This window comes from Bradyrhizobium sp. AZCC 1588 (genome assembly GCF_036924735.1).
GTDB lineage: Bacteria > Pseudomonadota > Alphaproteobacteria > Rhizobiales > Xanthobacteraceae > Bradyrhizobium.
Genome location: NZ_JAZHSC010000001.1, coordinates 6,395,711 through 6,415,042, shown reverse-complemented (window position 1 = coordinate 6,415,042; position 19,332 = coordinate 6,395,711). Strand labels below are relative to the sequence as shown.

Annotated in this window: 19 protein-coding genes, 1 tRNA gene and 1 pseudogene; 4 read left to right on the top strand and 17 right to left on the bottom strand. The window is 62.5% G+C overall.

Features of this window, described 5'->3' with window-relative positions:
- Positions 1–56: 56 nt before the first annotated feature.
- From V1277_RS29870 to V1277_RS29795, 16 genes are all read right to left on the bottom strand, one after another.
- Entirely contained in the window at positions 57–1,568 is a 1,512-nt protein-coding gene (locus tag V1277_RS29870; protein WP_334419346.1) for an NADH-quinone oxidoreductase subunit M, read from the bottom strand.
- The gene (gene nuoL, locus V1277_RS29865) at positions 1,568–3,640 is read right to left on the bottom strand and encodes an NADH-quinone oxidoreductase subunit L (RefSeq protein WP_334419345.1); all 2,073 of its coding nucleotides are present in this window, start codon (positions 3,638–3,640) and stop codon (positions 1,568–1,570) included. The genes V1277_RS29870 and nuoL overlap by 1 nt, the downstream gene beginning before the upstream one ends.
- A 7-nt stretch (positions 3,641–3,647) precedes the next feature.
- A complete protein-coding gene (gene nuoK, locus V1277_RS29860; RefSeq protein ID WP_028345789.1) occupies positions 3,648–3,956 on the bottom strand; it encodes an NADH-quinone oxidoreductase subunit NuoK in 309 nt (102 codons plus the stop codon).
- Entirely contained in the window at positions 3,953–4,591 is a 639-nt protein-coding gene (locus V1277_RS29855) for an NADH-quinone oxidoreductase subunit J (RefSeq protein ID WP_334375069.1), read from the bottom strand. The genes nuoK and V1277_RS29855 overlap by 4 nt, the downstream gene beginning before the upstream one ends.
- 125 nt (positions 4,592–4,716) lie before the next feature.
- A complete protein-coding gene (nuoI, locus tag V1277_RS29850; RefSeq protein WP_028345787.1) occupies positions 4,717–5,211 on the bottom strand; it encodes an NADH-quinone oxidoreductase subunit NuoI in 495 nt (164 codons plus the stop codon).
- 7 nt (positions 5,212–5,218) lie between these two features.
- Positions 5,219–6,289 (bottom strand): NADH-quinone oxidoreductase subunit NuoH, encoded by a 1,071-nt coding sequence (gene nuoH, locus V1277_RS29845; RefSeq protein ID WP_334375068.1) that lies wholly within the window; start codon positions 6,287–6,289, stop codon positions 5,219–5,221.
- A gap of 10 nt (positions 6,290–6,299) precedes the next feature.
- Complete coding sequence (gene nuoG, locus V1277_RS29840; RefSeq protein ID WP_334419344.1) at positions 6,300–8,378, bottom strand: NADH-quinone oxidoreductase subunit NuoG; 2,079 nt, start codon at positions 8,376–8,378, stop codon at positions 6,300–6,302.
- Positions 8,379–8,385: 7 nt separating this feature from the next.
- The gene (locus V1277_RS29835; RefSeq protein WP_334419343.1) at positions 8,386–8,874 is read right to left on the bottom strand and encodes a hypothetical protein; all 489 of its coding nucleotides are present in this window, start codon (positions 8,872–8,874) and stop codon (positions 8,386–8,388) included.
- A gap of 5 nt (positions 8,875–8,879) precedes the next feature.
- The gene (gene nuoF / locus V1277_RS29830; RefSeq protein ID WP_334419342.1) at positions 8,880–10,205 is read right to left on the bottom strand and encodes an NADH-quinone oxidoreductase subunit NuoF; all 1,326 of its coding nucleotides are present in this window, start codon (positions 10,203–10,205) and stop codon (positions 8,880–8,882) included.
- Positions 10,206–10,323: 118 nt separating this feature from the next.
- Entirely contained in the window at positions 10,324–10,935 is a 612-nt protein-coding gene (gene nuoE, locus V1277_RS29825) for an NADH-quinone oxidoreductase subunit NuoE (protein ID WP_334419341.1), read from the bottom strand.
- Between the two features lie 11 nt (positions 10,936–10,946).
- Positions 10,947–11,906, bottom strand: coding sequence for an FkbM family methyltransferase (locus V1277_RS29820; RefSeq protein WP_334419340.1), 960 nt, complete (start codon positions 11,904–11,906; stop codon positions 10,947–10,949).
- Positions 11,906–13,099, bottom strand: coding sequence for an NADH-quinone oxidoreductase subunit D (locus V1277_RS29815; protein WP_334375061.1), 1,194 nt, complete (start codon positions 13,097–13,099; stop codon positions 11,906–11,908). Before V1277_RS29815 ends, V1277_RS29820 begins: the two co-directional genes overlap by 1 nt.
- Positions 13,100–13,101: 2 nt before the next feature.
- Entirely contained in the window at positions 13,102–13,713 is a 612-nt protein-coding gene (locus V1277_RS29810) for an NADH-quinone oxidoreductase subunit C (RefSeq protein ID WP_334375060.1), read from the bottom strand.
- An 11-nt stretch (positions 13,714–13,724) separates the two neighbouring features.
- Positions 13,725–14,315: a NuoB/complex I 20 kDa subunit family protein gene (locus V1277_RS29805; RefSeq protein WP_028345778.1), complete on the bottom strand. Its 591-nt coding sequence runs from the start codon at positions 14,313–14,315 to the stop codon at positions 13,725–13,727.
- Positions 14,306–14,671, bottom strand: coding sequence for an NADH-quinone oxidoreductase subunit A (locus V1277_RS29800; RefSeq protein WP_028345777.1), 366 nt, complete (start codon positions 14,669–14,671; stop codon positions 14,306–14,308). The genes V1277_RS29805 and V1277_RS29800 overlap by 10 nt, the downstream gene beginning before the upstream one ends.
- 199 nt (positions 14,672–14,870) lie before the next feature.
- Entirely contained in the window at positions 14,871–15,386 is a 516-nt protein-coding gene (locus V1277_RS29795; protein WP_334419339.1) for a MarR family winged helix-turn-helix transcriptional regulator, read from the bottom strand.
- A 185-nt stretch (positions 15,387–15,571) separates the two neighbouring features.
- Here V1277_RS29795 and V1277_RS29790 point away from each other — a divergent pair, with 185 nt between their 5' ends.
- Complete coding sequence (locus V1277_RS29790; protein ID WP_334419338.1) at positions 15,572–16,762, top strand: aromatic ring-hydroxylating dioxygenase subunit alpha; 1,191 nt, start codon at positions 15,572–15,574, stop codon at positions 16,760–16,762.
- A gap of 213 nt (positions 16,763–16,975) precedes the next feature.
- Positions 16,976–17,170, top strand: a complete 195-nt coding sequence (locus V1277_RS29785) for a hypothetical protein (protein ID WP_028345774.1) — start codon at positions 16,976–16,978, stop codon at positions 17,168–17,170.
- Between the two features lie 94 nt (positions 17,171–17,264).
- On the opposite strand, the gene V1277_RS29780 is transcribed toward V1277_RS29785, so the two are convergent.
- A tRNA-Asp gene (locus V1277_RS29780) sits at positions 17,265–17,341 on the bottom strand.
- A 311-nt stretch (positions 17,342–17,652) separates the two neighbouring features.
- Here V1277_RS29780 and V1277_RS29775 point away from each other — a divergent pair.
- Both V1277_RS29775 and pepT read left to right on the top strand, forming a co-directional pair.
- Positions 17,653–17,964: pseudogene (locus V1277_RS29775) on the top strand (HU family DNA-binding protein); the annotation flags it as partial.
- 105 nt (positions 17,965–18,069) lie between these two features.
- Entirely contained in the window at positions 18,070–19,329 is a 1,260-nt protein-coding gene (gene pepT / locus V1277_RS29770) for a peptidase T (protein WP_334419336.1), read from the top strand.
- The last annotated feature ends 3 nt before the right edge of the window (positions 19,330–19,332 follow it).

Here is a 19,332-nt window from a genome sequence, read left to right as displayed (position 1 = left end):
TCCTTGACGCGCTTTCTTCATGCGAACCGGTTTCCACTTCGCTTGAAAACGCTACGTTATTGCGCGACCAGCGCGGCTGCCTTCACGGCAGTCACGGCGGCGTTGTAGTTGTTGACGAGTTGCTGAACCGAGGCCGCCGACATGTCGAGCACCGGCTTCGGATAGACACCGAACAGGATGGTCAGCGCGACCAGCGGGAACAGCGTCAGGCTTTCGCGCAAGGTCAGGTCCTTGATGCTGGCCAGCGACGGCTTGGTCAGCGCGCCGAACACGACCTTGCGATAGAGCCACAGCGCATAGCCTGCCGACAGGATGACGCCGAGGGTCGCAAAGGTTGCGGTCGGGATCGAGACCTTGAAGGTGCCGAGTAGCGTCATGAACTCGCCGACGAAGCCGCTCGTGCCGGGCAGCCCGACATTGGCCATGGTGAAGACCATGAACACCAGCGCGTAGAGCGGCATCCGATTGACGAGGCCGCCATAGGCCGCGATCTCGCGGGTGTGCATGCGGTCGTAGACGATGCCGACGCACAGGAACAGCGCGCCGGAGACGATGCCGTGCGACACCATCTGGAACACACCGCCGGCCACGCCCTGCGTGGTGCCGGCGAAGATGCCCATGGTGACGAAGCCCATATGGGCGACCGACGAATAGGCGATCAGCTTCTTGATGTCTTCCTGCATCAACGCCACCAGCGAGGTGTAGACGATGGCGATCACCGACAGCGTGAAGATGATCCAGGCGAAATCATGCGACGCTAACGGGAACATCGGCAGCGAGAAGCGCAGGAAGCCGTAGCCGCCCATCTTCAAGAGGATCGCGGCCAGGATCACCGAGCCTGCCGTCGGCGCCTCGACGTGCGCGTCGGGCAACCAGGTGTGCACCGGCCACATCGGCATCTTCACCGCAAACGACGCAAAGAACGCCAGCCACGCCCAGGTCTGCAACGATCGCGGCACCGCGGTTTGCATCAGGGTCGGGATGTCGGTGGTGCCGGCATTCCAGTACAGCGCCATGATCGCGAGCAGCATCAGGACCGAGCCGAGCAGCGTATAAAGGAAGAACTTGAACGACGCGTAGACCCGGCGCGGACCGCCCCAGACGCCGATGATCAGGAACATCGGGATCAGGCCGCCTTCGAAGAACAGATAGAACAGCACGAGGTCGAGCGCCGAAAAGGTGCCGACCATCAGCGTTTCCAGCAGCAGGAACGCCATCATGTATTCGCGCACGCGATTGGTGACCGACTTCCAGCTCGCGATGATGCAGAACGGCATCAACGCGGTGGTCAGGATCACGAACGGCAGCGAGATGCCGTCGACCCCCATGTGATAGCTGATGCCGCTGGCGAGCCAGTTCGCTTTTTCGACGAACTGGAAGTCCGCACTTGCGGCATCGAAGCGCCAGACCAGGATCAGCGACACCGCGAAGGTGACCAGCGTGGTCCACAGCGCGATCCAGCGCGCATTGCGCCGCGCGGCTTCGTCGTCGCCACGGCTGAGATAGACTACCAGCGCGCCCAGCACCGGCAGGAAGGTGACGACGGAAAGAATCGGCCAGGTTGTCATTACTGGCCTCCCAAGCCGAACAAGAACCAGGTGATCAGCCCCGCGACACCGATCAGCATCGCAAAAGCATAGTGATAGAGGTAGCCGGTCTGGATCTTCACCACATTGCGGGTGACATCAAGCACGCGCGCCGAGACACCATCCGGGCCGAAGCCGTCGATGACGAAACCGTCGCCCTTCTTCCACAGGAAGCGGCCGAGCCACTTCGCCGGGCGAACGAAGATGATTTCATAGAGCTCGTCGAAGTACCATTTGTTGAGCAGGAAGTGGTAGAGCATCTGGTGCTGGCTGGCGAGTTCGACCGGCAGATAGGGCCGGCGGATGTAGAACAGCCACGACACCAGGAAGCCCAGCACCATCATCACCGTCGGCAGGAAGGCGATGACGGGCGAGATGTGGTGCATCTCGTCGATGATGTGCGGGTGCATCTTGAGCGAATCGCGGAAGAATTCCTCCACGCCGTGGCCCGCAAACACTTCCTTGAACGGGAAGCCGGCCAGGATCGATCCGGCGGCGAGAAGGCCGATCGGGACCAGCATCCACATCGGCGACTCGTGAGCGGCCTCGTAATGCTGCTGGTCGTGCGGCTCGCCGTGGAATGTCTTGAAGATCAGCCGCCACGAATAGAACGAGGTCAGGCCGGCCGCGACCACCGTCATCGCAAAGCCGTAGAGTGCGAACGGATTATGCGCAACGTAGGCCGACTCGATGATGGCGTCCTTGGAGAAATAGCCGGCGGTGAGCGGGAAGCCGGTCAGCGCCAGCGTGCCGATCACCATCACGCTGTAGGTGTAGGGGATCTTGTCCTTCAGCCCGCCCATGTTGCGGATGTCCTGCTCGTGATGCATCGCGTAGATCACCGAGCCTGACCCTAAGAACAGCAGCGCCTTGAAGAAGGCGTGGGTGAACAGATGGAACATGCCGACTGAATAGGCCCCCGCTCCCATCGCCACGAACATGTAGCCGAGCTGCGAACAGGTCGAATAGGCGACGATGCGCTTGATGTCGTTCTGGACGAGGCCGACGGTCGCCGCAAAGAACGCGGTGGTGGCGCCGAAGAACATCACGACGGCCTGCGCGTTGGGCGCGAGTTCGAACAGCGGCGACAGCCGCGCCACCATGAACACGCCCGCCGTCACCATGGTCGCGGCGTGAATCAGCGCCGAGACCGGGGTCGGACCTTCCATCGCGTCCGGCAGCCAGGTGTGCAGCAGGAACTGGGCTGATTTGCCCATCGCGCCCATGAACAGCAACAGGCAGATCAGCGTCAGCGCATCGGCGTGCCAGCCGAAGAAATCGATAGTCTTGCCCGAGAGCCCCTGCGCGCCCGCGAAGATCGTTTCGAAGTCGGTGGTGTTGAGCAGCATGAACACGGCGAAGATGCCGAGCGCGAAGCCGAAATCGCCGACACGGTTGACCACGAAGGCCTTGATCGCCGCCGCATTCGCCGATGGCTTTTGGTACCAGAATCCGATCAGGAGGTAGCTCGCCAGACCGACGCCCTCCCAGCCGAAGAAAAGCTGGACCAGATTGTCCGCGGTCACCAGCATCAGCATCGCGAAGGTGAACAGCGAGAGATAGGCGAAGAAGCGTGGCCGGTGCGGATCCTCATCCATGTAGCCGATGGAATAGAGGTGCACGAGCGAGGAGACGGTGTTGACCACCACCAGCATCACGGCGGTCAGCGTGTCGACGCGCAGCGCCCACGACACCTGCAGATCGCCGGAATTGATCCAGGGAAACAGCGCGATCCGCGCGTCATGGTGCATGAAGCCGACATCGACCAGCGTCACCCAGGACAGCGCGGCGGAAACGAACAGAAGTCCCGTCGTGATCAGTTCGGCCGCGCGCGAGCCCTGAGCCGGTGGCTCGGAGACGTGATGATCGTCGTGACCATGATCGTCATGGGCCTCCGCGGCGTGCGCATGATCGCCATGGCCTTGAACGTGATGGCTATGGTCGTGATGCTTGACCTCATCGCCGCTCGGGTTGCGCCCATGCGCCCCGAAGATCGCGATCAGGCCGGCCAGAATGGCGCCCAGCAGCGGCAGAAAGACGATTGCCTGAACCATAGCTGAGCTAGCCCTTCATCAGATTGACGTCTTCAACCGCGATCGAACCGCGGTTGCGGAAATAGACCACCAGCACCGCAAGACCGATCGCAGCTTCAGCGGCCGCAACCGTCAGCACCAGGAGCGCGAACACCTGGCCTACGATGTCGCCGAGGAAGGTCGAGAACGCCACCAGGTTGATGTTGACGGCGAGCAGGATCAGCTCGATCGACATCAAAATGACGATGATGTTCTTGCGGTTCAGGAAGATGCCGAGGATCCCGATTGTGAACAGGGTGGCGGCAACCGCGAGATAGTGTCCCAGACCGATGGTCATTTCACCCACTCCGCCGCGTCAGCATCCTGCAGCCCCTGCCCCGACGCCACCTTGCGCACGGCCATCGCGAGCTCCGGCGTGCGCGCGTTCTGCACGTTGATGTCCTGCCGCTTGACCTTCGCCTTGTGGCGCAGCGTCAGCACGATGGCGCCGATCATCGCGACCAGAAGCACCATGCCGGCGATCTGGAAGTAATGGATGTACTTCGTATAGAGCACCAGCCCGAGCGCCTCGGTGTTGCTGATATTGGCAGGGATCGCAGCCGTGATCGATTTCGCGGTATCAGGGTTCATGACCCAGCCGCCGGCAACCAGTAGCAGCTCGGCGAGGAAGATGCCGCCGATCACCAGACCGATCGGCAGATATTCGATGAAGCCCTCGCGCAGCTCGGTGAAGTCGACATCGAGCATCATGATCACGAACAGGAACAGCACCGCGACCGCGCCGACATAGACCACGATCAGCATCATGCCGAGGAATTCGGCGCCCATCAGCACGAACAGGCCGGAGGCGTTGACGAACGCCAGGATCAGATACAGCACCGAGTGCACGGGATTGCGCGACACAATCACCATCACAGCCGAGGCCACGCAGACGCCGGCGAAGAGATAGAAGAACAGCGCTGGAAGGATCATGCGAAGCTTCCTCCCGTCATTCCGGGGCACGCGAAGCGTGAACCCGGAATCTCGAGATTCCGGGTCTGGTCCTTCGGACCATCCCGGAATGACGTGGAGATAATGGAAACGATCATGCCCTCACCTCACCGGTACGGCGCGTCGAGTTCGATGGCTTTCGCAATCTCGCGCTCCCAGCGGTCGCCATTGGCGAGCAGTTTCGCCTTGTCATAATAGAGTTCCTCGCGGGTCTCGGTCGCGAATTCGAAATTCGGTCCCTCGACGATGGCATCGACCGGGCAGGCTTCCTGGCACAGGCCGCAATAGATGCATTTCACCATGTCGATGTCGTAGCGCACCGTGCGGCGGGTGCCGTCGTTGCGGCGCGGGCCGGCCTCGATCGTGATCGCCTGCGCCGGGCAGATCGCCTCGCACAGCTTGCAGGCGATGCAGCGTTCTTCGCCGTTCGGATAGCGGCGCAGCGCATGCTCGCCGCGGAAGCGGGGCGAGATCGGGTTCTTCTCGAACGGATAGTTGATGGTCGGCTTCGGCTTGAAGAAATAGCGCATGGCGAGAAAGAACGCCGATACGAATTCGCTCAAGAGCAGCGCGCGGGCGGTTGCGTTGACGTTGACACTCATGAAGGCCTCACTTCGGCGCAATGCCGGCGAATTGCAGCACCCCGGCCACAATCACCACCATCGCCAGCGACAGCGGCAAAAAAACCTTCCAGCCGAGCCGCATCAGTTGATCGTAGCGGTAGCGCGGCACGATCGCCTTCGCCATCGCGAACAGGAAGAACATGAAGAACAGTTTCAGCGCGAACCAGACCACACCCGGGATCCAAGTGAACGGCGGCAGCGCCACCGGCGGCAGCCAGCCGCCGAGGAACATGATCGTCGCCAACGCGCACATCGTGGTGATCGCGACGTATTCGCCGAGCATGAACAACAGATACGGCGTCGAGCCGTATTCGACCATGAAGCCGGCGACCAGTTCGGATTCCGCTTCCACCAGATCGAACGGCGGGCGGTTGGTCTCGGCCAGCGCCGAGACGTAGAACACCACGAACATCGGGAACAGCGGCCACACATACCAGTTCAGGATGGTGAGCTGCGGCAGCCCGATCAGGCTGGCGAAACCGCGGGCATTCTGCGCTTCCACCACCGCCGAAAGGTTGAGCGAGCCGGCGCACAACAAAACCGTGATGATGACGAAGCCGATCGAGACTTCGTAGGAGACCATCTGCGCCGCGGAGCGCAGCGCCGCCAGGAAGGGGTATTTCGAGTTCGACGACCAGCCGGCCATGATGATGCCGTAGATCGACAGCGACGAGATCGCGAAGATGTAGAGGACGCCGACATTGATATTGGCGATCACCCAGCCGGCATCCATCGGAATGACGGCCCAGGCGGCCAGCGCCAGCACGCAGGACACCAGCGGCGCCAGCAGGAACACGCCCTTGTTGGAGCCGGACGGGATGATCGGCTCCTTCAGCACGAACTTCAAAAGGTCCGCGAAGGATTGCAGCAAGCCCCAGGGACCCACCACGTTGGGGCCGCGGCGGATTTGCACCGCCGCCCAGATCTTGCGGTCGGCGAGCAGGATGTAGGCGATCGCGACCAGAAGCACGACGAGCAAGAGCACGCTCTGCGCGACCATGATGATCAGCGGCCAGAGAAAGCCGGTCCAGAACGAGCTTGCGAACAAATCAGCCATCAGATCACGCTCACTCCGCTGCCGTCAGCATTTTCCCGGACGCCAGCCGGGAACATTCCGCCATCACCGTCGAGGCCCGCGCGATGGGGTTGGTCAGATAGAAATCCTCGACCGAACTCTTGAACGGGGTCTTGTCGGGCTTGCCGCCCTTCTTGCCTGCGAGCGCCTTGACGTCACTGGCCTTGCCGGGCTCGATCTGGTCGATCCGCATCAGATGCGGGAAGGCCTTGAACAGCGCCTGGCGCAGCGCCTGCAGCGAGTCATAGGGTAGCTTCTTGCCGAGTACGTCCGACAGCGCGCGGACGATCGCCCAGTCCTCGCGCGCCTCTCCGGGCGGAAACGCCGCACGGCTGGCGATCTGTGCCCTGCCCTCGGTGTTGACGTAGAGGCCGGACTTTTCCGTATAGGCCGCGCCCGGCAGGATGACGTCGGCGCGGTGCGCACCGCGGTCGCCATGGGTGCCAATATAGACCACGAACGTGCCGTCCGGCACCTTTACCTCATCCGCCCCCAACAGGAACAGCACGTCGAGCGTGCCGAACGTCGTCATCTGCGCCAGGTTGAGGCCACCTGCGCCTGCCGCAAAGCCGATATCGAGCGCGCCCGCGCGCGAGGCGGTATCCTGCAAAACGGCAAAGCCGTTCCAGCCGTCCTTGAGCGCGCCTGTGCCTGCCGCGACCTTGGCCGCCAGCGAAAGCACCGCCGCCCCGTCATGGCGCGCCAGCGAACCGGCGCCGACCAGCACGATCGGGTTCTTGGCGCCCTTCAGCACCTCGACGAAGGAATGCTTGCCGCTGGCGAGTTCGCCAAGCGTATCCGTGCCCGCGCCGAGATAGTCGTAGTCGTAGGTCAGATCGGCCTTGGCGCCGACGAGAGCGACCTTAAGCTGACCCGTGCGCCAGCGCTTGCGGATCCGCGCGTTGAGGACGGCTGCTTCCTTGCGCGGGTTGGAGCCGATGATCAGGAGCGCGTCGGCCTGCTCGATGCCCACAATGGTCGGATTGAAGATGTAGGTCGCCCGTCCCGCCTTGGGGTCGAAGGCGTCGCCGCCCTGCACCGCCAGATTGCTGGAGCCGTATCGGCCCAACAGATCCTTGAACGCAAACATCTCCTCGACTGCGGCAAGGTCACCGGCGATGGCTCCCATCCGCTTACCGTCGCTCATCCTGACCTTGGCGGCGACCGCCGCGAAGGCCTCCTGCCACGACGCGGCGCGAAGCTTGCCGTTCTCGCGGACATAGGGCCGGTCGAGCCGCTGCGTACGCAGGCCGTCGACGACGTGACGGGTCTTGTCGGAAATCCATTCCTCGTTCACCGCCTCGTTGATGCGCGGCAGGATCCGCATCACCTCGCGGCCCCGGGTATCGACGCGGATCGCGGAACCGACGCCATCCATGACGTCCACCGACTGCGTCTTGCCGAGCTCCCACGGACGCGCGGCAAAAGCATACGGCTTCGAAGTCAGCGCGCCCACGGGACAGATATCGACGAGGTTGCCCTGCAGCTCGGAAGTCAGCGCCTGCTCCAGATAGGTCGTGATCTCCATGTCCTCGCCGCGCCCGGTCGCGCCCATTTCCGGCGTGCCGCAGACTTCGGCGGAGAAGCGGACACAGCGCGTGCACTGGATGCAGCGGTTCATCGAGGTCTTGACCAACGCGCCCAGATATTTGTCCTCGACCGCGCGCTTATTCTCGGCAAAGCGCGAGGTGTCGACGCCATAGCCCATCGCCTGGTCCTGCAGATCGCACTCGCCGCCCTGGTCGCAGATCGGGCAATCCAGCGGGTGGTTGATCAGCAAAAACTCCATCACGCCTTCGCGTGCCTTCCTGACCATCGGCGAACGCGTGGAAATTTCCGGCGGCTCGCCCTTGGGGCCGGGCCGGCAATCGCGCACGCCCCAGGCGCAGCTTGCGACCGGCTTCGGGCCGCCCTTGATCTCGACGAGGCACATCCGGCAATTGCCGGCGATCGACAGCCGCTCGTGGTAGCAGAAGCGCGGGATTTCGGCGCCCGCGGCCTCGCACGCCTGCAGCAGCGTGTACTCCGCAGGCACATCGATCTCTTTGCCGTCGATGATGAGTTTGGTCATTGCTGTCTCAAGTCTTTCCCAGCTTGCAGTCTGGCGGTGTAACGCTGGCGGTCTTCAGCGCCGTCTTGATCCATTTCTGGGTCTCGGCGCCATAGGTGGCGAGATAGGCCGGCTGCGCCGCGTTCTTCTCGCACAGGAACGGCAGATGCGGCTTCAGGTCGTAATCGCAGGACGCCAGCCACTCGCGCTTTCCCGCAAACGCGCCGATCGCTTCCTCGCAGGCATAGAGGAAGTACGTGATGAAGCTCTCATACTGGACCTGCTCGTCGCCGCCGGCGGCCTTGATCTTCTCGTAGTCCGGCTGCGCGAATTTCGGATTCTTGAACGCCAGATCGGTGTAGCCCAGATACGCCTGCCGTGCGCTCGCCGCGCGGTTGTTGGTGCGGATTTCGTTGATCTGGAACAGGATCGCAACAAAGCCGAGCAGCGCCACGGCCGCCTGCGCCATCTGCGCCAGCGTCCCGTATCTCTGCCACCAGAAGCTCGGTTGCGACATCGGCATCACTCCGCCGCGACCAGATTCTCGGGATCGCGCACGCCGGCGTCGTCGATGTCGGCCCTGTGCGAATACTGGTCGATGCGCGCCTCGATCTCGTGCCGGAAATGCGCGATCAGGCCCTGGATCGGCCATGCCGCAGCGTCGCCGAGCGCGCAGATCGTGTGGCCTTCGACCTGTTTTGTAACCTCCAGCAGCATGTCGATCTCGCGCTTGTGGGCGCGGCCCTCGGCCATCCGCGTCAAGACGCGCCACATCCAGCCTGTGCCCTCGCGGCATGGCGTACACTGGCCGCAGCTCTCGTGCTTGTAGAAATAGGAGATGCGCGCGATCGCCCGGATCAGGTCGGTGGACTTGTCCATCACGATCACGGCGGCGGTGCCGAGGCCGGAGCGCAGCTTGCCGAGGCTGTCGAAATCCATCGGCGTGTCGATGATCTGCTCGGCCGGCACCATGCGCACCGACGACCCGCCGGGGATCACGGCTTTCAGATTGTCCCAGCCGCCGCGAATGCCGCCGCAATGGCGCTCGATCAGCTCACGGAACGGAATCCCCATCGCCTCTTCGACGTTGCAGGGGCGCTCGACATGACCGGAGACGCAGAACAGCTTTGTGCCGACATTGTTGGGCCGGCCGATCGCCGCGAACCACGCCGCGCCGCGCCTGAGGATGTCGGGCGCAACCGCGATGGACTCGACGTTGTTGACGGTGGTCGGGCAGCCATAGAGACCGACATTGGCCGGGAATGGCGGCTTCAGCCGCGGCTGGCCCTTCTTGCCCTCTAGGCTTTCCAGCAGCGCCGTCTCTTCGCCGCAGATATAGGCGCCAGCGCCATGCGCGACATAGACGTCGAACGGCCAGCCGTTGACGTTGTCCTTGCCGACCAGTTTTGCGTCATAGGCCTGGTCGATCGCGGCCTGCAGGCGCTCCCGCTCGCGGATGAATTCGCCGCGCACATAGATGTAGCAGGCATGCGCGCCCATCGCGTAGCTCGCCAGCAGGCAGCCTTCCACGAGCAGATGCGGATCGTGCCGCATGATCTCACGGTCCTTGCAGGTGCCGGGCTCGGATTCGTCGGCGTTGACCACGAGATAGCTCGGCCGGCCGTCGGTCGATTCCTTCGGCATGAACGACCATTTCAGGCCGGTCGGAAAGCCCGCCCCGCCGCGCCCGCGCAGGCCGGAGGCCTTCATCTCGTTGATGATCCAGTCGCGACCCTTGTCGATGATTGCCTTGGTTCCATCCCAGGCGCCACGGCGGCGCGCACCCTCCAGCCCCCAATCGTGGAGGCCATAAAGGTTCTTGAAGATGCGATCCTTGTCGTCGAGCATGACTTGAAGCTTCCTCAGATCAGCGATTGGACTGCGCGCAGGCGAGCCCCGGCACAGCGTGACTTCTCCATCACGCGGCCCCTCTCCGGCCGGTTTACGGACAATGGTGCGTCACGCCTCATGTGGATTCCTTCAGCGTCGTCGGCCCGCCCACAGGCGCCGAGAACTGACGGTCGATCTGCGGTCCGGGCTTCGGCGGATTGCCCGAGGCAAAGCCGTCCAGCACCTTGCCGAAACTTTCCTTGGTCAGGTCCTCGTAGGTGTCCTTCCAGATCTGCACCATCGGCGCGTTCACGCAGGCGCCCAGGCACTCAACCTCTTCCCAACTGAAATTGCCGTCCTTCGACAGATGGACGGGATCGTGATGGATCCGGCTCTGGCACACCTCGATCAAGTCGCCGGCGCCGCGCAGGCGGCACGGCGTGGTGCCGCATACCTGGACATGGGCCTTCTTGCCGACCGGCTGCAACTGAAACATGGTGTAGAAGGTCGCCACTTCCAGCACGCGGATGTAGGGCATATCGAGCAGGTCGGCGACCACGCGGATCGCTGCCTCCGACACCCATCCCTCATGCTGCTCCTGCGCGCGCCACAGGATCGCGATCACAGCGGAGGCCTGACGGCCCGGCGGATACTTTGCGATTTGCGCCTTGGCCCAGGCGAGATTCTCATCCGTGAACGTGAAGCTCGCGGGCTGCAATTCTTTCGGGGCGAGGCGGCGGACGGACATCGTTCAGTCTCTCATTGCACGCGGCGCGCGGCCTTCGCATTGAGCGCATCGATCCGGGCGAGCCAGAATGCGCTTGCGGTGCCGAACACGTTGTAGCCGACATGGGTTGAAACCTTGATCCGATCCAGAATCGAAAGGTCGGTCACGGTTTCAAGGCGATGGCTGCGCGGATCGTAGACGATCAGCTTCAGCGGGGTTTCATCGAGGATGTAACGCGATACGGTATGCTGGGGATCGTTGCCATGCTCCTCGCACAGCAAGACACTGTCGATCTGCATCAGCCGCGCGCCGCCCTTCATGGCCTCGATCTCGACGCCCTCGACGTCGAGCTTGATTAGGTACTTTCCGCCAGGTGCGATCTTGCCGTCATCCAGCAGGTCATCGAGCGCGATGACCGGCACTTCCTCGCCGTCCGACTGGTCGCCGGCAATGCTGAAGGCCTCATGCTTGGTGCCGGACAGGCGCGCGGTTCCGCGTGCGGCGCCGATCGCGCTTTTCATCACCTCGAAACGGTTACCGTTGATTTTGGCGTTGTTGGCCAGCTTCGGGAAATTCTGCCCTGAGGGCTCGATCGCGATCGCCTTGTGCGAACCGAACGGCTTGCTCGACACCAGGACCGACCAGTAGCCGTAATTGGCGCCGCAATCGAGCAGCGTGTAGTCGACGTCGGCGGAGTCCTTGAACAGCAACTCCAGCTCGTCTTCATAGCTATAGGTGCGGTTGAGCAGCTTGCTCCAGTAGCCGTCGCCATAGGGGAATTCGAAGATGGCATCGGGATTGAGCCTGATCTGGATTCCGCGCTCGGGCAGCGTCTTCCGCAACAAATTGGCGCAGAGATTGTAGCCGCGGTGCGAAAAATTCGACGCCACCTTCGACCCCAGCGCCAGCGCCACCGCAGCCAAACGCTCCCACGCGTTCGCACCCTCGAGTACGCCCGAAGCCCGGTCAAACTGGATGGGCGCCTGCGCCATCACCGATCGACCTCTCCGAACACGATGTCGAGCGAGCCGAGAATGGCCGAGACGTCGGCGAGCAGATGGCCGCGGCAGATGAAATCCATCGCCTGCAGATGGGCAAAGCCCGGCGCGCGGATCTTGCACTTGTAAGGTTTGTTGGTGCCGTCAGAGACCAGGTAGACGCCGAACTCACCTTTCGGCGCCTCGACCGCGGCGTAGACCTCGCCAGCCGGCACGTGCACGCCTTCGGTGTAGAGCTTGAAGTGATGGATCAGCGCTTCCATTGAGCGCTTCATCTCACCGCGTCGCGGTGGTGCGATCTTGTTGTCCTCGACGACGACAGGCCCCTGCCCGTCCGGCGAGTTCAGCTTGGCGATGCACTGCCTCATGATGCGGACCGACTGGCGCATCTCTTCCATGCGGATCAGGTAGCGATCGTAGCAGTCGCCGTTCTTGCCGATCGGAACGTCGAAATCCATCTCGGCATAGCACTCGTAAGGCTGCGCCTTGCGCAGGTCCCAGGCCGCGCCGGAGCCGCGCACCATCACGCCCGAAAAGCCCCACTCCCAGGCCTGCTGCAGCGACACCACGCCGATATCGACGTTGCGCTGCTTGAAGATGCGATTGCCGGTCAAAAGCGTGTCGAGGTCGGCGACGACCTGCAGGAACGGATCGCACCAGGCGTCGATATCATCGATCAGCTTCTGCGGCAGGTCCTGGTGCACGCCGCCGACGCGGAAATAGGCCGCATGCATGCGCGAGCCGGAGGCTCGCTCGTAAAATTGCATCAGCTTTTCGCGCTCTTCAAAACCCCACAGCGGCGGGGTCAGCGCGCCGACGTCCATCGCCTGCGTGGTGACGTTGAGCAGGTGCGACAGGATACGGCCGATCTCGCAGTAGAGCACGCGGATCAATTGCCCGCGGCGCGGCACCGTGATGCCGAGCAGCTTTTCCGCTGCGAGACAGAACGCGTGCTCCTGGTTCATCGGCGCGACGTAATCGAGCCGGTCGAAATAGGGGATCGCCTGGAGGTAAGTCTTGTGCTCGATCAGCTTTTCGGTGCCGCGATGAAGCAAGCCGATATGCGGATCAACACGCTCGACGACTTCGCCGTCGAGTTCCAGCACCAGTCGCAAAACGCCGTGCGCCGCAGGATGCTGCGGTCCAAAGTTGATCGTGAAGTTACGCAGGTTCTGCTGTTCATTCATGGTCAGGCCTTCGGCTCAGCCTTCTCATCGCCCGGAAGCGGATAGTCCGCGCCTTCCCAAGGCGAGAGGAAATCGAATTTGCGGAATTCCTGGTTGAGACGGACGGGCTCATAGAGCACCCGCTTCTCCTGATCGTCGTAGCGGACCTCGACGAACCCGGTGAGCGGAAAGTCCTTGCGCAGCGGATGGCCGTCGAAGCCGTAGTCCGTCAGCAACCGACGCATGTCGGGGTGACCGGTGAAGATCACGCCGTAGAGGTCGTAGGTTTCGCGCTCGAACCAGTCGGCGCCGGGAAACACGTCGATGATGGACGGCACCTGCGTGGTCTCGTCGGCTTCCGCCCGCAGGCGGATGCGCTCGTTCAGCGTCGGCGACAGCAGGTGATAGACCACGTCGAAACGTTTCTCGCGGCTGGGATAGTCCACCGCCGTCACGTCCGTGAAGTTGACAAACCGCAATGAGGGATCGTCGCGCAGATACTTGACGACCTCGACGATCTTGCTCGCCTCGACCGTGACGGTGAGCTGGTTGAACGCGACCGCATGGGCAGTGGCCGCGCCGGGAAGCGCGCTAACAATCGTCTGCCCAAGGGTGTCGAGCTTGCCGTCGTCCATTACCAAAAACCTTAGCGTTCGATGGTCCCGATGCGCCGGATCTTCTTCTGCAGCAGCAATACGCCGTAGAGCAGCGCCTCCGCCGTGGGCGGGCATCCTGGCACGTAGATGTCGATCGGCACGACGCGGTCGCAGCCGCGCACCACCGAGTACGAGTAATGATAGTAGCCGCCGCCATTGGCGCACGACCCCATCGAGATCACGTAGCGCGGCTCGGGCATCTGGTCGTAGACCTTGCGCAGCGCCGGCGCCATCTTGTTGGTCAGCGTACCCGCCACGATCATCACGTCGGATTGGCGCGGCGAGGCGCGCGGCGCAAAGCCGAAGCGCTCGACGTCGTAGCGCGGCATCGACACCTGCATCATCTCGACCGCGCAGCAGGCGAGGCCGAACGTCATCCACATCAACGAGCCGGTGCGCGCCCAGGTGATCAGATCGTCGGCGGCGGCAACGAAGAAACCCTTGTCGGAAAGCTCGTGATTGACCTCGAGGAAGAACGGGTCGTTGGCCCCGACCGGCTTGCCGGTCGAGGGGTCGAGAATGCCCTTCGGCGCCTGCGCGATATCAGGCGAAGAGCCTAAAGCTGTCGGGCTCAATCCCATTCGAGCGCGCCTTTCTTCCACTCATAAGCAAAGCCGACCGTGAGGACGGCGAGAAACACCATCATGGACCAGAAGCCGGTGGCCCCTAACTTGCCGAACGCGACCGCCCACGGGAACAGGAACGCCACTTCCAGGTCGAAGATGATGAAGAGGATCGCAACCAGGTAGAAGCGGACGTCGAACTTCATGCGGGCGTCGTCGAATGCGTTGAATCCGCATTCATAGGCGGAGAGCTTCTCCGGGTCCGGCTGCTGGAACGCGACCAGGAACGGGGCGATCAGGAGCGCCAGGCCGATCAGGCTCGCCACCCCGATAAACACGACAAGTGGCAGGTAATCTTGCAGGATGCCGTTCATCGGCGTTGCCTTTTCCTGCGGATTTCGACCGCAGATTCGTTGATTGGAATTATTCTTGCCTTAGCGCAGCGCAACAGAGGGCGCAAGACAAGCCGGTTTCACGTCTCCGTCCGTCCTTGATGCGCCGGCAGAACCCGAAAAAGTGTTGCGTTCCTGCCTCGCCGACCAACGCGGGTCGGGCCGCATGGTGCCCAAATTCTCACTTCAAATCCTTTTCGTCGGCGAGCATTTGGGCGGCCGTGTCGGTCAGGCGATCGATCTGGTCGAACAGCACCGCCAGCTCTTCCTTGCCGAGCTGTTCCAGCAGGCGCCGGTTACGCTCCTGCGCCCCTGCCACAATTGCATCATGGGCGGCCAGCCCCGCCTTGGTCAGGCAAACCAGCGTCTCACGGTTGTCCCGCGGATTGACCGCCTTGGCGACCAGCTTGCGCGCGACCAGTTCCGCCAGCGCCCGGCTGATCTGGCCCTTGTCCATGCCGACCGCCTCCGCAAGCCGGATAACGCTCATTGGCGGCCGCCGCCCCAGCGAGGCCACCAGGCCGAACTCCACCGAGGACAAGCCCGCCAGCCGCTTATAGCGCAGGATCGCGCCGCGCTTGAGCAGATTGGCCAGCACCATCAGCCGCGACGACATCATCGCGGTGATCGGCGCCAATTCCGCGACGTCGACGGCCGCAGGCGATGGCGCGGTCTGCTTTTCCGGCTTCCGGCTCATTTGAAACCTCTGCCAACAAAGCGCGCCGGTGCCAAGGACCATCGAGAAGGATCACCAGATAAGCCTATCGAATGAGGTCATCGAATAGTTCTATCGAAATCGTTGATATTGTCATCGATCTGCATTTTACTTCCTAGAACAAGCCAAATGACCGCGGCACCAAAGCCGCGGCGGGAGGGAATGGCATGACCATTACGCAGCGGGATCGCGATCTCGGGACTGGCTACGCCATGATGCCGTCGACGACCCGGACGGAGCTCACGGCGGTCGGCCGCGGCACGCCGATGGGCGAATTGCTGCGGCGGTACTGGCACCCGATCGGGCTCGTGTCCGACGCCACCGATATCCCCAGAAAAGTGCGCGTGCTCGGCGAGGACCTGGTGTTGTTTCGCGACCGGCATGCTCGCGTCGGGCTGCTGCATGCCCGCTGCTGCCATCGCGGCACGACGCTCTATTACGGCAAGGTCGAGGAAGACGGTATCCGCTGCTGCTATCACGGCTGGAAGTTCGACACCGAGGGCCATTGCCTCGAACAGCCCTGCGAGCCCGAGGGCGGCCTGTTCAAGGACAAGGTGCGGCAGCCCTGGTATCCGGTCGAGGAACGCTACGGCCTGATCTTCGCCTATCTGGGCCCGGCCGAGAAAAAGCCGGTGCTGCCGCGCTACGAATGCCTGGAGAACATGGACGATGACGAGTTCGTCGAGGCGGACGATTCATCGATCGGCGGCGGCGGTCCCGCCGTGATCCCCTGCAACTGGCTGCAGCATTTCGAGAACGTCGTCGATCCCTATCATGTGCCGGTGCTGCACGGATCGTTCTCGGGCCCGCAATTCACTGAATTGATGGCCTCGATGCCGCAAGTGAAGTTCGAGATGTCGCCGCGCGGCGTCACCGTGCACTCGATCCGGCATCAGGACGACGGCAAGGTGTTTGATCGGGTGACCGAAGCCGCCCTCCCCACCTTGCGCGTCGTGCCCAATCCGCGGGTCGTGCAATTCGCCCGCGTCGAGTCGATCGGCTGGACGATGCCGATCGACGATACGTCCTTCCGCATCTATGTCGCAGGCCGGGTGAAGAATTCAGGCGACATCGGAAGGATGCGCTCCAAATTCAACGGAAAATTCTGGCGGGAGATGACCGAACAGGAGCACCAGCAATTCCCCGGCGACTACGAGGCGCAAGTCGGCCAGGGCAGGGTGACGCTGCATTCGGAAGAGCATTTCGGCCAGAGCGACCGCGGCATCCTGATGATCCGGCGGATGCTGAGCGATCAACTCGCAGCGATCGCCAAGGGGCGCGATCCGATCGGCGTCTCCTTCGATTCAACCGCGCCGCCGGTCGAATTCGAGGCGGGCAATTTCATTCGTGAGTCGTGAGCGGCAGGTTCAGTGCGGCTCCGGTGTGAGCCGCGTTCGATCCGGGCGCGCGGGCAGTGCGTGACTTACATCACAGATATATGGGCAAAAACCCGGCCAAAAACCAGCCGAATGAAACCATTTTGCCGAAACCGCGAAACGATCCTGAAACAGACGGGGCGTACTTCTCTTCCCTCCCAACACAGGACGCCAAAGGCGTCCGGGAGGCATCACATGAACCACTCCTTTCACTCGGCGGATCGCAGTACCCACCTGAAGATCGTGGTTGTCGCACTGGTGGCCGGTATCGCGGTTGCGGCTTTCGGCATCTCGGCTCGGACCGGTTCTGAGTACAGCCAGACTGCCCAGGTCGTAAAAGCGGGCAAGCCGGTCGTCGTCACCAGCTCGAACACCTCGACGGTCCGCTAAACGATAGCGATATCGTTGGAATAAAAATGGCCGCCCTCGGGCGGCCTTTTTGTTTGCGGCAGTCTCGGAGATCAACGTCAAGCCATCGAGAAAATGGCGCGAGAGACGGGACTCGAACCCGCGGCCTCCGCCGTGACAGGGCGGCGCTCTAACCAACTGAGCTACTCCCGCGGATGCCGTAATCAGATCCTGACCCGCGCAGAACCGAGGGCATAAAGGCCCGCTCCCGCTTAGTCAAGGACGTTGCGAATCCCCGCGCCAGACGGGCGTTTCTGCGATTGTGATGCAAATAACGGCCTGTTTTCAGGTAAAACAGCGCAGGCGGCGATTATCCGAATCGTTTAAGGCCTGCTACGTCTGGGTTTCTTGAAATGCTCCCCGCTCCGGTTGTACCGGAACCTCCGGGTTTCAAGTCACCACGAACGCATTTTCCCGGCGCGGACCGGTACCAGCGAACGCGCTCAAAGCCATTCAACCAACGAGGAGGGCCAGACATGGCGAAGAAAGCGGCGGCTCCAGCCACCATCACACTGAAGCATCTGGCAGCAGCTCTCGCCGAGGAACATGATCTGTCGAAAAAGGCCGCCGAGGCGATCCTGACCGACATGGTCGGCAAGATCACAAAACACCTGAAAAAGGGCGAGCGGATCAGGATCGTTGGACTCGGCATCCTCCAGGTCCGCAAGCGTGCCGCCCGCACCGGGCGCAACCCCGCCACTGGCGAACCGATCCAGATCAAGGCCAGCAAAAAGGTCGCGTTCCGCGCAGCCAAGGAACTGAAGGAAGCCGTCTGACCCAACGCTTCGCCCGATCGCACCAGAAGCGCCATTCCGGCGGGGACCCGGAATGGCGCTTTTCTGTTATAGAGCGCTTTCCTTGATCAACTTTTCCGGATCGTCATGCCGCGCTCGCCCACAGCCTTCACCCACGACGTCGCCGAGCGCCTCCTGCGCTATGTCGTGATCGACACCCAATCCGATCCGGCCTCGCCGACCTGCCCTTCGACCGAGAAGCAGAAGAACTTGGGCCGCCTGCTGGCGTCGGAGCTGCAGGCGATGGGGCTCACCGACGCCCATCTCGACGAGCACGGCTATGTCTATGCGACGATCCCGGCCACTACCGACAAGAAGGTCCCGGTGATCTGCTTCTGCTCGCATATGGACACTTCCCCGGACTGCACCGGCGCCAACGTCAAGCCGCAGATCGTGAAGAACTATCGCGGCGGCGACATCGTGCTGCCGGCTGATCCCACCCAGGTGATCCGCTTTGCCGACCATCCTGCCCTCGCCGGCCAGATCGGCCACGACATCATCACGACCGACGGCACCACGCTGCTCGGCGCCGACAACAAGGCCGGCCTCGCCGAGATCATGGATGCGGCGCGATTTCTGATCCAGAACCCGCACATCAAGCACGGCACCATCAAGATCCTGTTTACGCCGGATGAAGAGATCGGCCGCGGCGTCGACAAGGTCGACCTGAAAAAGCTCGGCGCCGACTTCGCCTATACGATGGACGGTGAAAGCGCCGGGCATATCGAGGACGAAACCTTTTCAGCCGATGGCGCCACCGTAACCATCGAAGGCGTCTCGACCCATCCCGGCTTTGCCAAAGGCAAGATGGAGCACGCGATCAAGATCGCAGCCGCCATCATCGACCGCCTGCCCAAGGACACCTGCTCGCCTGAGACGACTGAAGGCAAAGAAGGTTTTCTGCATCCGATCGGCATTTCGGGCGCGCTGGAGAAAGCCACCATCGGCTTCATCGTCCGCGATTTCACCGATGAGGGCCTGCAGCAAAAGGAAGCCCTGCTCGAGAGCATCGTCAAGGACGTGATGAAGGATTATCCGCGCTCGACCTACCGGATGGAGGTCAAGCCGCAATACCGCAACATGAAGCAGGTGATCGACCGTTATCCCCAGACGGTCGAGCACGCCATCGAGGCGATCAAGCGCGCCGGGCTGACGCCGGTGCGAAGCTCGATCCGCGGCGGCACCGACGGCTCACGCCTGTCCTTCATGGGCCTGCCCTGCCCCAACATTTTTGCCGGCGAACACGCGTTCCATTCGCGGCTGGAGTGGGTCAGCCGTCAAGATATGGAGAAGGCCGCCGAAACCATCGTGCATCTGGCGATGATCTGGGAAGAGCGGGCTTCGTAATTT

Bases quoted from the DNA above. Each gene is read 5' to 3' on its own strand.
- V1277_RS29810 (WP_334375060.1), bottom strand. From the start codon at position 13,713: ATGGACGACGGCAAGCTCGACACCCTTGGGCAGACGATTGTTAGCGCG.
- V1277_RS29790 (WP_334419338.1), top strand. From the start codon at position 15,572: ATGACCATTACGCAGCGGGATCGCGATCTCGGGACTGGCTACGCCATG.
- nuoF (WP_334419342.1), bottom strand. From the start codon at position 10,205: ATGCTCGACGACAAGGATCGCATCTTCAAGAACCTTTATGGCCTCCAC.
- nuoL (WP_334419345.1), bottom strand. From the start codon at position 3,640: ATGGTTCAGGCAATCGTCTTTCTGCCGCTGCTGGGCGCCATTCTGGCC.
- V1277_RS29820 (WP_334419340.1), bottom strand. From the start codon at position 11,906: ATGGCGCAGGCGCCCATCCAGTTTGACCGGGCTTCGGGCGTACTCGAG.
- V1277_RS29855 (WP_334375069.1), bottom strand. From the start codon at position 4,591: ATGATCCTTCCAGCGCTGTTCTTCTATCTCTTCGCCGGCGTCTGCGTG.
- V1277_RS29805 (WP_028345778.1), bottom strand. From the start codon at position 14,315: ATGGGATTGAGCCCGACAGCTTTAGGCTCTTCGCCTGATATCGCGCAG.
- V1277_RS29785 (WP_028345774.1), top strand. From the start codon at position 16,976: ATGAACCACTCCTTTCACTCGGCGGATCGCAGTACCCACCTGAAGATC.
- nuoE (WP_334419341.1), bottom strand. From the start codon at position 10,935: ATGTCCGTCCGCCGCCTCGCCCCGAAAGAATTGCAGCCCGCGAGCTTC.
- nuoK (WP_028345789.1), bottom strand. From the start codon at position 3,956: ATGACCATCGGTCTGGGACACTATCTCGCGGTTGCCGCCACCCTGTTC.
- nuoI (WP_028345787.1), bottom strand. From the start codon at position 5,211: ATGAGTGTCAACGTCAACGCAACCGCCCGCGCGCTGCTCTTGAGCGAA.
- V1277_RS29795 (WP_334419339.1), bottom strand. From the start codon at position 15,386: ATGAGCCGGAAGCCGGAAAAGCAGACCGCGCCATCGCCTGCGGCCGTC.
- V1277_RS29870 (WP_334419346.1), bottom strand. From the start codon at position 1,568: ATGACAACCTGGCCGATTCTTTCCGTCGTCACCTTCCTGCCGGTGCTG.
- nuoH (WP_334375068.1), bottom strand. From the start codon at position 6,289: ATGGCTGATTTGTTCGCAAGCTCGTTCTGGACCGGCTTTCTCTGGCCG.
- V1277_RS29835 (WP_334419343.1), bottom strand. From the start codon at position 8,874: ATGTCGCAACCGAGCTTCTGGTGGCAGAGATACGGGACGCTGGCGCAG.
- V1277_RS29815 (WP_334375061.1), bottom strand. From the start codon at position 13,099: ATGAATGAACAGCAGAACCTGCGTAACTTCACGATCAACTTTGGACCG.
- nuoG (WP_334419344.1), bottom strand. From the start codon at position 8,378: ATGACCAAACTCATCATCGACGGCAAAGAGATCGATGTGCCTGCGGAG.
- V1277_RS29800 (WP_028345777.1), bottom strand. From the start codon at position 14,671: ATGAACGGCATCCTGCAAGATTACCTGCCACTTGTCGTGTTTATCGGG.
- pepT (WP_334419336.1), top strand. From the start codon at position 18,070: ATGCCGCGCTCGCCCACAGCCTTCACCCACGACGTCGCCGAGCGCCTC.